We start from the raw sequence: 14,697 nt of genomic DNA, 5'->3' as shown, positions 1-14,697 counted from the left end.
ATCAAATTTACTGATAATCAAGTTTAATAACTTAAATTACACCATTACTTATAAACAAAAATTGTTAGTTATTTAACCCGCTCAACGGCGTCTCCCGACTTCGTCGCACACCCTCAACAACACCAATAACGCGAATTTGCAATCCATTCCCATTCCAATTTGAACTTAAAACAAAAAGTATGTCAAAACGAGACGAATTACAGAAATTACCATTATACCAAAAAGCAGAACAAATTTTTAAAATCACGCAAGGATTAGTAGAAATTGTCCCCGCTGACAATGAATTTCTACAAGAAACAAGAGTTCGATTTATCTTGGAAAATGCAATGATAATACCCGCTAAAATTGCAGGAGCCCAAGCAGTCGAGTTGTATGATATAAAAATGGAAAATGCCACCATAATTCGAAAAGCAGCAAGAGAACTCTATGTTCAAGCTGGTAGTTTACGTTTTGAAGAGGATATCTCGGACAAAGACTATATCCTTTTGTTGAGAAAAGAAATCGATGAATTCCGACTTTTATTTATTGATTGGGTAGCTGGTTTTGATGTGTGGAATTATATTAAAGACGATTGGGGATTGTTCAACCCACCAGGAGTAAATGCACACGATAAAGACCCCGATGAAGATATTCCTTTTAATCCTGAGGATTTGTTTGATTTTGAGGATGATGATGAGAATGAATAATTCAAATACACCATTAATTCTATGCCTCTGGGTCGTTAACAGAAGCCTAGTATTTACAAAACAAAAAAGCAACTCCTAATGGAGTTGCTTTTTTAGTTTATCTAATGAATAACCCGTAAATAATACAACTTTTCTAAAAAGTATTATAATACAATCTTTAACCAATACTCTGACCTTTACAAGGTTGAAAATAATTTAAAAACAAAACATTATGAACAATATATTCAGAGGCCTGCTAGCAGGTTATGGAGCAAAAAAACTAGGAGGTGGATGCTTCGGCACAATTTTAGTTTTTATAATTATCTGGGTGCTTTTGGGGCAGTGCAGTTAAAAATTTAAATTCTATTCAATATAAAAATATAAACAATCTAAAACAAAACAGTTATGAGTACAGGTAAAGTAATATTAGGAACAGTAGCGGGTCTTGCCATAGGCGGAATTTTAGGAATTCTATTTGCTCCCGAAAAAGGTTCGGTAACCCGAAAACAAATCTTGGATAAAGGAAATGATTATGCTGACGATTTGAAATCAAAACTTAACGAGTTTTCTGATTCCATCACAGATAAACTTCAAAACGCAAAAGAATTTGCTCAAGGCCTAACAGAGGATGCTAAAGCAGAATTTGATGAAGCAAAATTTGATACCAATCACAGCGCTTCAAAATATTAATCCAAAATAAATATATTATGACTGAGGATACAAGCCCTATAGCAATGCTTTTTGAGCGGGCAGAAGATTACAGTAAAACAACTCTAAAGTTGATTAAGCTAAATGCCATAGACAAATCCGCCGATGTAGCCTCATCTCTTGTTGCTCGACTTGCAGTGGTTATGACCGTTGTATTCTCAGTTTTAATTATTAGCATGGGCGTATCAATATGGTTAGGAAAACTGCTTGGTGATACCTCTTACGGATTTTTTATAGTAGGTGCTTTTTATGTTTTTATGGCAATTCTTCTTCATTTATTTCGCAAACAATGGCTAAAATATCCCGTTAGCAATTCTATTATTAAACAATTGCTAAAAGAAAAAATGCTATGAAATGAGCATAAACGTAAATTGGTCACAATTGAAAATCATCGAATACCAAAATAAAATAATAACCGATGAGATAAACACCACTGGAGATATGTGACCCAAGCGATAGCGAACAGGCGAAGCAATTACATATGACCGATAAAAAACAATAAATATCTACATATGAAAATGATAAACGAAACAGATTCATTAAATGAATTGATTCTTCTACAGGAGAAAAAACACGATACTGAATTGGCTCTATTGAGAAACCAATTTGATCTTACCTATGAAAGTTTAAAACCTGTCAATCTGATCAAAAGCCTATTTCACGAAGTAACCACTTCACCCGAGATAAAAAATGATTTGGTTGGAAACACGCTTGGCTTAGGTGCTGGATTTCTTTCCAAAAAAATTTTTGGAGACAATCCACAAAGTCCTGTCAAAAAGGTATTAGGAACCATGCTCCAATTTGCTGTGACCAATGTGGCGGCGAAGCATTCAGATAGCATCAAAAACATTGGAAGCAATCTTTTGAATCATTTTTTTCATAAAAATAAAAGCTAAGCAAATTATTGTATAGACAATAATTTAGATTTTATTTTATCGATAAGACAGCTCTGCGATTCCAATACTACATTATGGAAGTGCCGTTTTTTAGTAGATATCCTTCTGATTTCATTATTCATTAAAACAATGTTATTTCTTACTTTTAAATAAAATAAATGTATTTTATCGATATATTAATAAAGTTTAACTAATTTTATGACAGATTTTGAGAACCAAATCCAAGCTTAAAAGCAGTAACGATTTGTCTCTCAAAGAATTTAAAAACAAAAGATATAAAACAACTATACTACTATGAAATCAACATTACACTTCTTAATTGATTTTTTTGCGACTCTTTATGATTTGGTTATTGATTTTTTTGCATTGCAATATGATTTGGTCGTTGGCTTTATAGTTTTTTTGGGGGAGTATTTCAAATGGGCTACCACTAGCTCTCGCAAGTCTACCGATTTTGCAGAACCCGCTGAGGAATCAATTAAAGTACACAATCAAAACCCTTTTGATGTTAGATAACTATAATACATAAAATTCTAAATGTTTAAAAAACAATATTCCTACCTTTGACACAATACCAAAACAACAATCGAAAAGCACATCCTTTCGATTGAATTAAAAAATAAAGAATGAAATTCAAAGGAGTTATTTTTGATTTAGACGGAACACTGGTTAATTCACTTGAAGACATTGCAGATGCTATGAATAGTGTCCTTCAAGGTCTCAACTACCCTACTCATAATTATGATGCGTACCAATATTTTATTGGGAGCGGCCTTCGAAATTTGGTAAGCAAATCATTGCCCGAAACACATAATGATGAAAAGCATATCGATCATTGTTACCAATTGATGATTGAAGAATATAGCGATAATTGTACTCGTAAAACAAAACCTTACGATGGGATTGTCCAATTATTGGATCACTTAATTTCACACAATATCAAACTGAGCGTATTCTCCAATAAATCGGATGAGCTTAGCAAGAAAATCACGACTGCTTTATTCCCAAACTATTTTGACCCTATAGTCGGTTTGAGTATTGAATCACTAAAAAAGCCTAATCCATCTGAAGCCATAGCAATAAGTAAAAAATTAGGATTGAAAACCGAAGAAATAATCTTCGTGGGAGATTCTGGTATTGATATGCAAACGGCTGCCAATGCCAATATGCTTGCTGTGGGAGTGTCATGGGGATATCGTCCAGAAGAAGAACTGTTTGCCGAAGGAGCAAAATATGTATTAAACCATCCATTGGATTTAATTAAAGTTTTGCAACCCGAAGGCGTTACTATATTGATGTAATTCGTGCCTCCCTAAAACGCAACTCACATCAAACTTTGACCAGGAATTGGTATTCAAAAACGAAAAATGACAAAAGGAATTTTTCTATATCTTTGATATTCAATACCAAAAACTATAATTATGCTCAATAACATCTTAAGAAACGGAATTTTAGGAGGAATAATTGCTGCAATTGTTATGGCTTCGATGGTATTTTATATGAAAGCCAATCCGGGAGAGGAGCCCAATTCAATTATAAGTTTTATCAGTATGCTTTTAGCTTTTACCTTCCTGATATTGGGTATCAAGCGACAACGCGAAATCAATAATGGTAAAATCACTTTTGGAAGCGCCTTCCTGACAGGATTGGGAATTTCATTTGTCATTGCAACCATTTACGTTTTGGTCTGGCTGGTTATTTATTATAACTTTTTTCCTGATTTTATGGATAGATATGGTGAAATGGTCTTAAAAAATGCCAAACCCGAAGATCTTGCAGCCAAAACTACCGAAATATACCAAATGAAGGAATGGTATAAAAGCCCTTTAATGGTAATCTTGCTTACTTATATGGAAATTTTCCCAATTGGCATTGTAATTTCTTTAATTGCAGGACTAATTCTAAAGAAAAAATAAGCTACTTTTTTATTGTACTATTTTTTCAAAAGTCAAATAATCAATAGCGGTTTCACCCTTGCTGTCATCCTTTAGTTTCACAGAAGTACCTGTATTCTCCATTACCTTCCAATCCCCATTTAAATCTTGAAAGATATCTACGGGATTCATTGAAATTTTAAAAATCGTGCTGAAAAGATCATTATCACTGGTACTTTTGGCTACCGACCACATACCTATATAGGAATTTGTTTCTTTGGTTGCGGTCAATACGTCATTACTTCCAAAAACAAAATCATAACCCGCATAATTCAAAGTTTCATCCTTTCCGGAATCGTAAAAATAACTAACCTTCCATGTTCCGTCTTTTATAGTATCGCTGACGTCGTCGACCGTATTTTTACTATCATCATTACTACAGGAAACAAAAGTTGCGACCACAACAGTTATGAATAAAACAAATCGGTATATATTTTTTAATTTCATAATCACCTATAAGTCTTTAAGTTATCACTATTTTAAAATCTGCCTTTGTAAAATTAAGAATTAAAATTAGACTTCAAATTAATTATCAAAAAGTAATATTTATCAATAAAAACCAGTAAATATTTAACTCATATTTGTATCTGCTTTTTCATTAAATCGATACATTTGTTAGGTAACCATATTTTAAAATCATGAGAATAGAAACCGAACTTAAATTAGGATTTAAAGATGTAATGATCAGACCCAAACGCTCTACTTTGAAGAGTCGATCACAGGTTTCTCTAGAGAGGGAATACAAGTTTTTACATAGTTCCATCGCTTGGTCAGGAGTTCCCATCATGGGAGCCAATATGGATACGGTGGGAACTTTTGAAATGGCATTGGCATTGGCCAAAGAAAAACTTTTCACAGCAATCCATAAGCATTATTCTCTTGAGCAATGGGATGAATTCATGAGAAATGCACCCGAAAATATTCAGGATTATATCGCAGTGAGCTCAGGAACCGGAAAAAATGATTTCAAGAAAATAGGTGAAATATTTGAACAAAGCCCCCAATTAAAATTCATTTGCATTGATGTTGCTAACGGCTATTCCGAACATTTTGTGAGTTTCCTGAAAAAAGCACGCGAAAAATATCCAGACAAAGTAATTATTGCCGGCAATGTAGTTACCGGCGAAATGGTCGAAGAATTATTACTAGCCGGTGCCGATATCGTAAAAGTGGGAATAGGTCCAGGATCGGTTTGCACCACAAGGGTAAAAACAGGTGTGGGTTATCCCCAACTTTCTGCCATTATCGAATGTGCGGATGCGGCTCATGGTTTAGGAGGTCATATTATAAGCGATGGCGGATGTGCCACTCCAGGCGATGTAGCCAAAGCATTTGGTGCCGGTGCAGATTTCGTAATGCTCGGTGGTATGCTTGCAGGACATAACGAAAGCGGTGGCGAAATGGTTGAAATTGCCGGTGAAAAATTTAAAAAATTCTACGGAATGAGTTCGGAGACGGCCATGAACAAACACGTTGGCGGTGTCGCCGAATACAGAGCAAGCGAAGGAAAAACGGTTCAGGTTCCGTTCAAAGGGGATGTCATCGATACCTTAAAAGACATTCTTGGCGGATTAAGAAGCACTTGCACGTACGTAGGCGCTTCCAAATTGAAAGAATTGACCAAAAGAACCACCTTTATTCGAGTGCTGGAACAAGAGAATGTTATTTTCAATAAATGATTTTAAACTAAACATCGGTCGAAAGGCTGGTGTTTTTTTTTTAGGAGCACAACAATGGTTTTTCATAACGGCTTTACTCCCGCTGTCCGCTTCAATCTTATAAGCCAAACACTGGCTTATAAGGATTTTCACTTCTATGGGACTAAACCAGAAATTTAGTATTTCAAAACACTAATTACACGAATAAAATCATTCAAAAAGTAGTAATTTCGTATAAATAAACAATCAAAACGCATTGATTGAATTTGGCAAAGCTATATCAAAATCAATACACTCCTTAAAAACAAAATATAATGGCATCAGGTTTTTTCGCACTATTGGATGATATCGCAGCACTTATGGATGATGTTGCAGTAATGAGTAAAATTGCAGCCAAAAAGACAGCTGGTATTTTGGGCGATGATTTGGCCGTTAATGCCGAAAAAGCTTCCGGATTTGTTTCCTCAAGAGAACTTCCTGTATTGTGGGCAATTGCAAAAGGTTCTTTCATCAATAAATTAATTATTTTACCTATTGCCTTTCTGCTAAGTGCTTTTTTTCCTTTGGCAATTATAATAATCTTGGTACTTGGAGGTCTTTTTTTAGCGTATGAAGGCGCCGAAAAAATATACGAATACCTGTTCCCTCATAAAAATCCAACAACGGAAACCAAAATCCAAGAGTTCACCGAAACCGAAATTCTGGCATTTGAGAAAGAAAAAATAAAATCCGCGATAATAACTGATTTTATTTTATCGGTGGAGATCGTAATTATTGCGCTTGGAACCGTAATTGAGGAAACTCTAACATCTCAGATTGTCGTTGTCTCATTTATTGCCATATTGGCTACCGTAGGTGTTTACGGAATCGTAGCGATTATTGTAAGAATGGATGAACTGGGTTTCAAACTTATTGGGATGAGCAACAAAGAAAACAGCCCGTTAAAAATTATCGGTAACATATTGGTACAAGCACTTCCAAAAGTCATTAAAAGTTTAGCGGTAATCGGTACTATAGCCTTGATTCTAGTGGCTGGTGGTATATTTGTACACAATATTGATTTCTTGCATCATTTATTGCCTCAATTGCCTTCCTTCTTAAAAGAATTTATCATCGGACTTATAATAGGATTGATTGTTTTAGGAATTGTAAACGTATGTAAAAAGGTGTTAGGGAAAAAGTAAGGAAAACATTTTTAACAGATAAAGTCATGAAAATAAATCGAGAATGGCATTTGGAAAACAAAATGCCCAAAAAACCAACTTTCGAACAAAGAGTTGCATGGCATTTGGAGCACGAAAAGAATTGCAAATGCAGACCAATTCCTGAGAAACTCCTAGAGGAAATGGCAAATAAAAAAGCCAAACCCAATAATGACTAATTATTGGGTTTGGCTTTTATTTTTATACTTCCACTATTTTTCGCTCCCCTATTTGTTGTCTCCACATGGCATAATACAAACCTTTTTCATTCAATAAATCTTGGTGCTTTCCTTGTTCTATAATAGCTCCCTGCTCTAATACATATATTCTGTCAGCGTGCATAATGGTTGACAAACGGTGTGCAATCAATACTGTAATCTGGTCTTGCTTAGAAGAGATGCTACGAATGGTTTGTGTAATCTCTTCTTCTGTGATGGAATCCAAAGCCGAGGTCGCTTCATCAAATAACAATAATCTTGGATTTCTCAATAATGCCCTTGCAATCGATAATCTCTGTTTTTCTCCACCAGATACTTTAATTCCGCCTTCACCGATAGTCGTATCCAATCCCTTTTCAGCACGAGACAATAAATTTTGACAAGCCGATTTTTGTAGAACATCATTTATCTCTTCATCGGTTGCATTGGGTTTCACAAAGAGTAAATTGTCTTTTATCGTGCCCGAAAACAGTTGAGCATCTTGGGTCACAAATCCCAATTGCTGGCGCAACTCGGTTAAGTCAATCTCTTTGGCATTTTTTTCATTGTAAAAAATAGCGCCTTCGTCTGTAGTATATAATCCAACCAACATTTTTACCAAAGTCGTTTTTCCGCTTCCCGAAGGGCCGACAAAAGCAATGGTTTCCCCTGCTTTGGCTTCAAAAGAAATATCTTTGACGGCGTAAGAAGTGGCAGTTTGGTGCTTGAACGAAATATTTGAAAATCTCAAATTATTAATAAAACCAATCGTTTTTGGAAACAAAGGTCTTTCCTCGCTTTTGGAATTCATTAAATCACCAAAATTATCCATCGAGGCTTTTGTTTCGTTATAAGTCGCAATAACATTTCCAAGTTCTTGCAGTGGATTAAACAAAAAGAAAGAGAAAAACATTAACGTAATCAAATCCCCCGGCTTAATGATTCCTTGAAAAATAAACATGTATAATGCAAAAACCAATCCAGTTCTCATAAAATGAACCGTAGTTCCTTGTATAAAACTTAGTGAACGGATAAATCTAACTTTCTTCAGCTCAAGACCCAATATTTTTATCGTGGTACTGTTTAGACGATTCACTTCTTGCTCCGTTAAACCCAAACTTTTTACCAATTCGATATTCCGCAACGATTCGGTGGTAGCACCTGCCAAAGCGGTTGTTTCGCCAAGAATTTCCTTGGACACTTTTTTGATTCTTGTACCCAAAAAGGAACTGATAAAAGCAATAACGGGAACGGTTGCCAAAAAGATAGGCCCCAACAGCCAATGGATATTAATCGCATAGGCCATCACAAAAACAATCCCGATAAGCGTTTGAAAAATTAGCGAAATGGATAAAGTGATGAACTTTTCACAATCTATTTTTACTTTCTGAAGTTTTCCGAGTGTTTCACCGCTTCGCTGATCTTCAAAATCCTGAAATGGTAATTCAAGCGCTTTTTGAATACCGTCGGTATACATTTTTGCACCTGTTCTCTGAATGATGATATTGGTGAAATAATCCTGAAAATTTTTGGCAATTCTTGACATCATCGCGGCTCCTAAAGACAGTGCCAGCCAACCCAGAACGGCTTTGGTGAAGAGTGCAAAATTGTGATGGAACCCAGCAACGCCAACACCACATTGATTCAATAATTTACCAATAATAATGGAGTCACATAGGGAAAAACATTGGTTGATAGCCGCTAAAAATAAAGCTAAAAATAACAGGGACTTGTGTTCTTTGATGTAGGTATATAATATTTTCATGTACTTTTCTAAAATTAAAATACAAAACTACAACTATTGGCTTCAAAAAATTAAAATTAACCTAATAATAACACAACAAATTCCCGTTATTATATAACAATTTCCCTTGTTTAAATTTTCATTTTTACAAAAAGAAATTAGTTATGCAAAAGTCAGTCCTCATATTATTGCTACTTGTCATTTTCTGTTCGTGTAAACAACAGAATCAGGATAATGTGGTATCCAAAAAAACAATAATTCGAAAACATCCCAAAAGTATTTCGTTTCATTTCGAAAAGACCAAACAATGGCTCGAAAAGACCAAAGATAGTGCGCAATTTCGAATCGTTCTTGCCGTTAATAGAACTGACAAAACTAATATTGCTAAAATGGATTCTATCCTTATTCCTGGCGATTTAACTGGTGATATTGAGTTTTATCTTCCATTTCCGCTAGAGGTTCCTTATTTGAAAGACATCAATAAAGTCATCTTCTTTTCGTATCCTACGCAAACTTTTGCCGCTTACGAAAACGGCGACCTGATCTATACCGGCCCTACCAATATGGGACGAAAAAAAGACCCCACACCTACCGGCCTTTTTTACACCAACTGGAAAGCCGAAAAAACAACAAGCACTTTCAATGATGAGTGGGATCTACGTTGGAACTTTAATATTGCCAACAAATTAGGAGTTGGTTGGCATCAATATGAATTGCCCGGCTATCCTGCTTCGCATTCCTGTTTGCGACTACAGGAAAAAGACGCCAAATACCTTTACACTTGGGCAGATCAATGGATTTTGCAGGATGATGAAAATGTACTCATGAAAGGAACTCCTGTGATTGTTTTTGGTTCCTATCCTTTTGGTGAACCAAAACCCTGGCTGCAATTGATTCAAAATCCTAAAGCATTGAATATTTCAGTAGCCGAAATAGAAAACATAACAAAGCCCTACTTAAACGGCATTTTATCGGAACAGAAGAAAAGAGAAAATCAGCCTAGTAAATAATTGTATTTCAAATTTATGGACACGAATTACACAAATTTACACGAATCTATGCGGTTATTATAGTTTGTGTAATAATTTCACGAACGAATTCGTGTAAATTCGTGCAATTCGTGTTTGTTTTTTTGACTTTTATCCTAAAAAATGCACATTCTCATTAATCCCATCAATAACCTCCTTAGCTATTTTCAAACTCTTCAGTTTATCCTGATGATTAAAAATCGGACTGGTAATCATCAATTCATCCACACGGGAATAATTAATAAATTCTTTTAATTCTTTCGCCAAAGTCTCTTTACTTCCTATAAACGAACCAGCTGTCATTTGGTTAACATGAAAACGAGCTTCTTCGCTCATATTATTCATGAGATCAGACAGGGAAGCCACTGGAGGCTGCAACGGTTTTCTAGTATTTTGAACCAAATTCTGAAACATTTGATACAAACTCGTCGATAAAACTTCGGCTTCATTATCCGAATCGGCGGCAATTACATTCACGCAGGCCATTGTTTTTGGCATGTCCAAATATACCGAAGGTTTAAAATTTTCTCTATAAAACTCAAAAGCCTGAATCATTTGTCTTGGCGCAAAATGTCCTGCAAAAGCATACGGCAATCCATAAGCCGCCGCCAACGAAGCGCTGTCCATACTCGAACCCAAAATCCAAATGGGAACATTTGTCCCTTCAGCCGGAAAAGCACGAACTTTGGCCTCCGCATTCGCTTCCGAAAAATAGTCCTGCAACGCTTTTACATTCTGCGGAAACCGTTGCGATTCGGCAATAAAATCAGGTCGAATGGCTTGTGCGGTCAGCGAATCGGTTCCGGGAGCCCTTCCCAAACCAAGGTCAATTCGCTCAGGATACAAAATCCCCAAAGTCCCAAACTGCTCGGCAATAATCAATGGCGAATGATTGGGCAACATAATTCCACCCGATCCTACCCGAATATTCTGCGTCTGGCTCGCAATAAAACCAATCAGAACAACCGTTGCCGTACTCGCAACATGAGCCATATTATGGTGTTCGGCCAACCAAAACCTTTTATAGTCCAAACCATCGGCAAGTTGCGCCAATTCTTTGGTCTTTTGCATCGTTTCGCTGGCATCGCTGTCCTGCGTAATTATCGCTAACTCTAGTAAGGAAATCGGAATTGAGGTTTTCATATTCATTATAAGTTTGCACAAATTTAATCATTACCACTTAGGGTATTTATGTTGAGATGTTAATTCAATTATAATATTTAAACCGAGTTTCTTACAATTATTTAGGAGCAGAAGTATTTGTCATTCTATCAACTTCACTCCCGCTGTCCACAATATCTTTTGGGCTGAACCCCAGCCCAAAAGGATATTTGCTTCCATCGGGGCTAGGCGAGAAGTTTAGTTTTTCAGTTGAAGTGATGTTGAGATGTGATTAGTAAGATTTTGTTTCTTAAATTAAATACATATATTTACTACAATAATAATTCAAAAACCAACTAACTTAGATACGATGGGCTGCATTGTTCGCACAAATAAATAAGATGGAGGCTATTTTGACAAAGTAAGTAAATAACAAAAATGACAACAAAAAACATGAAAAATTTCCTTTTTACACTATTGGCAACTGGACTTTTATTCCAAACTGGATTCGCTCAAAACCTTGACAAAACCAAATTGGACGAATACTTCAATGTGCTTGAAACGAATAACAAGTTTATGGGAAGTGCGGCAATTTTTCAAAATGGAAAAATCATTTATACAAAGCAAATTGGATTTTCCGATATCGAAAATAAAGTAAAACCTAATGAAAATACTAAATACAGAATTGGTTCTATTTCAAAAACCTTTACTACTGTTTTAGTTTTTAAAGCGATCGAAGCTAATAAACTAAAATTGACCGACAAGCTAGATCAATATATCCCCGAAGTCCCAAATGCCAATGAAATAACCATAAGCAATTTGCTCAACCATCGAAGCGGAATCCACAATTTTACGGATGATGTAGAGTATTCAAAATGGGATACAAAAAAGACATCTGAAAAGGAATTACTAACCACTATCATAAAGGGAGGAAGCGATTTTAAACCTGATGCCAAAGCTTCATATAGTAATTCCAATTATGTGCTTTTAACATGGATACTGCAAAAGATTTATAAAAAGGATTACGCCCTTTTATTGAATGAACAAATTGTCCAGCCATTACATCTAATGAATACCTATTTAGGAAAACCTTCCAGTATAAAAGACAATGAAAGTTTTTCCTATTCACTCCAAAATGGCAATTGGGTAAAACATACAGAAACAGATATGTCTATCCCCTTGGGAGCTGGTGCAATCGTGTCCACGCCTAGCGACTTAACTCTATTTTCAGATGCATTATTTAATGGCAAATTAGTTTCAAGCCAAAATCTTGAACTAATGAAAACATTAAAAGACGACTTCGGAATGGGTTTATTTCAAGTCCCCTTTAATGAAAAAAAAGGCTATGGACATACTGGAGGAATAGATAATTTTACTTCAGCTTTTTCTCATTTTGACGACCAAAATGTAACAATTGCACTTACAAGTAATGGCTCGGTTTTCAATAATAACAATATCTCAATTGCGTTATTAAGTGCAGTATATAATCAGCCGTATGAAGTGCCATCATTTAAAACGATAGCGGTTACCACTGAGGAATTAGATAAATACTTAGGAATTTATTCAAGCAAAGACATCCCTATAAAAATTACATTCACTAAAAACAGTAACACCTTGATAGCACAAGCTACAGGCCAATCTACCAGTGAACTCGTTGCAACTGATAAAGACAAGTTTTCATTCGAACTGGCAGGCGTTATTATGGAATTTAATCCCGTAGAAAAAACAATGACTTTAAAACAAGGAGGACAACAATTCCTATTCACAAAAGAATAAAACAGCAGTTAACATTTGTGTTTGTGTTACCCCCGCTCGGCCAAATCTCCCGACGTAGTCATAAACCCTTAGCAAGCATATATAAAAGTAATCAAAGTCTTTGCGCGGAAGGAAGCAATTACACTATCAAAGTAAATCTTGCAAATTACTAAATAAAATATAGCAAGAGAGATTGCTTCGTGCCTCTCAAAGACCTTAAAAAAGAACTCATCAGAATCCTATCGTTCTGCTCGCGAACACTAATCCATTACCGCTGAAAAAACCACATTTTTTGATTCTTTAAAATAGAGTTTTTCATAACTTTAACTGCATCTTTTCAAAACAATAAAAGTCATGGAACCAAAATTTATATGGGCAAACTTAGCCTCAAGCGACCTGAAAAGAACAATCCAATTTTATTCAGCATTAGGTTTTGAGCCAAATGGAAAAATGGATGAAGGAACTAGTTTTTTCTTTGGGCAAAACAAATTTGTTATCAATTTCTTTACAGAACTAAGACTGAAAAAAAATGTAAATGGTAATATTGCTATTCCAAAAGAGAACGAAATAATATTTTCCCTTTCTGCAGGCAGCAAAGAAGAAGTAAATAATTGGGTTGAAAAAGTAAAATCGGCGGGTGGAACAATCTTCGCAGCATCACAAGATTATGAAAAAGGTTATACTTTTTGCTTTGCTGATCCAGATGGTCACAAATTCAATATTTTGTATTGGCACCGCTCTACGAAGTCTCCCGACTTCGTCCCCCACGCAGATCAAGCAATACATAATCGCAATCAAAGTCCTTGCGAGGAACGAAGCAATCTCACTATTAAAAGTAAACCCCGATAGCGCGGATTTGCAATCCGTGCCCATACAGTATATCGACAATCTAAAACGATGAGGAGAGACTTTTTTACATACTTTGCGGGCAGGGATTGCAAATCCGCGCTATCACTCTTAAGAGACGTTTTTTGTCCCACTTACATACACTAATCTATTGCCACCAAAAACCCAAATTGGAATAAACCCAACTGCTTACAACATGTTTTTAAGATATGTTAAACTATTACAAAACAGTACAACATAATCAAGACAGAAATGAATCAGGAAATTAAAGTATACAACGAAAAACAAACTTTGGGTGACAAAGAAATTTGCGACCAGCTTGCTACAGGTATTGACAACGAACTAACTGAAGCCGAAAGCAAAATTTGGCACGCGCACCCTGTTTGGTTTTTAGACGGTAACCCAATTGTTGGCTACAGCAAACAAAAAGCGGGAATACGACTAATGTTTTGGAGTGGAGCTGACTTTGAAGAGGAATCTTTAAGCGTAAGAGGTCAAAAATTTAAAGATGCTTCAGTATACTACAATAGTGTTTTGGAAATCGATAGGAACGATTTAAAACGTTGGCTGAAAAAATCAAGGGACATTCAGTGGGACTATAAAAATATAGTGAAAAGAAAAGGGCAATTAGAAAGGCTGAAATAAACTAAAAGTCCCAAGTTAAAACACAAGTATATGAACGATACCAGCCATCATTATGAGCGAATCGCCAAAATGACATTCGCTTCCATAAATCCTAATGCACACCTGATTACTGGCGTAATTTGTGGCTACCGAATAGAAGAAATAGAAAACAAGTTGACGCAACAGGTGAGATATTTGGATAAATTGGTGGATGAATTGGCGAAAGGCCGTAAAATGGAAAAGATTTTGCGACTTGCTTAAGACGGCTTGCAAACAATAGAATACCTCTTAATAAATTTAGCATTTCCCTTGCCCATTTGCTTTATTTTTTTAACTTTA

At 35.6% G+C, this 14,697-nt stretch carries 18 protein-coding genes; 15 read left to right on the top strand and 3 right to left on the bottom strand.

The window, feature by feature from the left end:
• Positions 1-179 precede the first annotated feature (179 nt).
• The 7 genes from C8C85_RS15620 (at position 180) to C8C85_RS15590 (ending at position 4,185) form a co-directional block, all read left to right on the top strand.
• Positions 180-686 (top strand): hypothetical protein, encoded by a 507-nt coding sequence (locus tag C8C85_RS15620; protein WP_116797897.1) that lies wholly within the window; start codon positions 180-182, stop codon positions 684-686.
• 384 nt (positions 687-1,070) lie between these two features.
• Positions 1,071-1,355 (top strand): YtxH domain-containing protein, encoded by a 285-nt coding sequence (locus C8C85_RS15615; RefSeq protein WP_116797896.1) that lies wholly within the window; start codon positions 1,071-1,073, stop codon positions 1,353-1,355.
• 17 nt (positions 1,356-1,372) lie between these two features.
• On the top strand, positions 1,373-1,726 hold the full coding sequence (locus C8C85_RS15610; protein WP_116797895.1) for a hypothetical protein: 354 nt from the start codon (positions 1,373-1,375) through the stop codon (positions 1,724-1,726).
• A gap of 159 nt (positions 1,727-1,885) precedes the next feature.
• A complete protein-coding gene (locus C8C85_RS15605) occupies positions 1,886-2,269 on the top strand; it encodes a hypothetical protein (protein WP_116797894.1) in 384 nt (127 codons plus the stop codon).
• Positions 2,270-2,563: 294 nt separating this feature from the next.
• Positions 2,564-2,785 (top strand): hypothetical protein, encoded by a 222-nt coding sequence (locus C8C85_RS15600; RefSeq protein ID WP_116797893.1) that lies wholly within the window; start codon positions 2,564-2,566, stop codon positions 2,783-2,785.
• Between the two features lie 110 nt (positions 2,786-2,895).
• Complete coding sequence (locus C8C85_RS15595) at positions 2,896-3,570, top strand: HAD family hydrolase (RefSeq protein WP_116797892.1); 675 nt, start codon at positions 2,896-2,898, stop codon at positions 3,568-3,570.
• A gap of 120 nt (positions 3,571-3,690) precedes the next feature.
• The gene (locus tag C8C85_RS15590; protein WP_116797891.1) at positions 3,691-4,185 is read left to right on the top strand and encodes a DUF4199 domain-containing protein; all 495 of its coding nucleotides are present in this window, start codon (positions 3,691-3,693) and stop codon (positions 4,183-4,185) included.
• 9 nt (positions 4,186-4,194) lie between these two features.
• Here the strand turns inward: C8C85_RS15590 and C8C85_RS15585 are convergent, their stop codons facing one another.
• A complete protein-coding gene (locus C8C85_RS15585; protein ID WP_116797890.1) occupies positions 4,195-4,650 on the bottom strand; it encodes a hypothetical protein in 456 nt (151 codons plus the stop codon).
• A gap of 191 nt (positions 4,651-4,841) precedes the next feature.
• Here C8C85_RS15585 and C8C85_RS15580 point away from each other — a divergent pair, with 191 nt between their 5' ends.
• From C8C85_RS15580 to C8C85_RS18485, 3 genes are all read left to right on the top strand, one after another.
• The gene (locus C8C85_RS15580; protein ID WP_116797889.1) at positions 4,842-5,882 is read left to right on the top strand and encodes a GMP reductase; all 1,041 of its coding nucleotides are present in this window, start codon (positions 4,842-4,844) and stop codon (positions 5,880-5,882) included.
• A gap of 293 nt (positions 5,883-6,175) precedes the next feature.
• Positions 6,176-7,045, top strand: a complete 870-nt coding sequence (locus tag C8C85_RS15575; protein WP_116797888.1) for a DUF808 domain-containing protein — start codon at positions 6,176-6,178, stop codon at positions 7,043-7,045.
• A gap of 26 nt (positions 7,046-7,071) precedes the next feature.
• Positions 7,072-7,242 (top strand): hypothetical protein, encoded by a 171-nt coding sequence (locus C8C85_RS18485; RefSeq protein ID WP_165818129.1) that lies wholly within the window; start codon positions 7,072-7,074, stop codon positions 7,240-7,242.
• 22 nt (positions 7,243-7,264) lie between these two features.
• Here C8C85_RS18485 and C8C85_RS15570 read toward each other — a convergent pair whose 3' ends face one another.
• Entirely contained in the window at positions 7,265-9,025 is a 1,761-nt protein-coding gene (locus tag C8C85_RS15570) for an ABC transporter ATP-binding protein (RefSeq protein ID WP_116797887.1), read from the bottom strand.
• A 143-nt stretch (positions 9,026-9,168) separates the two neighbouring features.
• Between C8C85_RS15570 and C8C85_RS15565 the strand changes: the two genes are divergently transcribed.
• Positions 9,169-10,014 (top strand): L,D-transpeptidase, encoded by an 846-nt coding sequence (locus C8C85_RS15565; RefSeq protein ID WP_116797886.1) that lies wholly within the window; start codon positions 9,169-9,171, stop codon positions 10,012-10,014.
• A gap of 129 nt (positions 10,015-10,143) precedes the next feature.
• On the opposite strand, the gene C8C85_RS15560 is transcribed toward C8C85_RS15565, so the two are convergent.
• A complete protein-coding gene (locus tag C8C85_RS15560) occupies positions 10,144-11,175 on the bottom strand; it encodes an LLM class flavin-dependent oxidoreductase (protein ID WP_116797885.1) in 1,032 nt (343 codons plus the stop codon).
• A 396-nt stretch (positions 11,176-11,571) separates the two neighbouring features.
• Here C8C85_RS15560 and C8C85_RS15555 point away from each other — a divergent pair, with 396 nt between their 5' ends.
• From C8C85_RS15555 to C8C85_RS15540, 4 genes are all read left to right on the top strand, one after another.
• The gene (locus C8C85_RS15555) at positions 11,572-12,909 is read left to right on the top strand and encodes a serine hydrolase domain-containing protein (RefSeq protein WP_207786938.1); all 1,338 of its coding nucleotides are present in this window, start codon (positions 11,572-11,574) and stop codon (positions 12,907-12,909) included.
• 333 nt (positions 12,910-13,242) lie between these two features.
• Positions 13,243-13,737 carry a VOC family protein gene (locus C8C85_RS15550; RefSeq protein WP_116797884.1) on the top strand — a complete coding sequence of 165 codons (495 nt, stop codon included), beginning with the start codon at positions 13,243-13,245 and terminating at the stop codon, positions 13,735-13,737.
• Between the two features lie 249 nt (positions 13,738-13,986).
• Entirely contained in the window at positions 13,987-14,379 is a 393-nt protein-coding gene (locus C8C85_RS15545) for a DUF1801 domain-containing protein (protein ID WP_116797883.1), read from the top strand.
• 30 nt (positions 14,380-14,409) lie between these two features.
• A complete protein-coding gene (locus C8C85_RS15540; protein WP_116797882.1) occupies positions 14,410-14,619 on the top strand; it encodes a DUF2200 family protein in 210 nt (69 codons plus the stop codon).
• Positions 14,620-14,697 lie beyond the last annotated feature (78 nt).

This window comes from Flavobacterium sp. 103 (assembly GCF_003096795.1).
Taxonomy (GTDB): Bacteria; Bacteroidota; Bacteroidia; order Flavobacteriales; family Flavobacteriaceae; genus Flavobacterium.
This window is presented reverse-complemented; position numbering and strand designations above follow the sequence as displayed.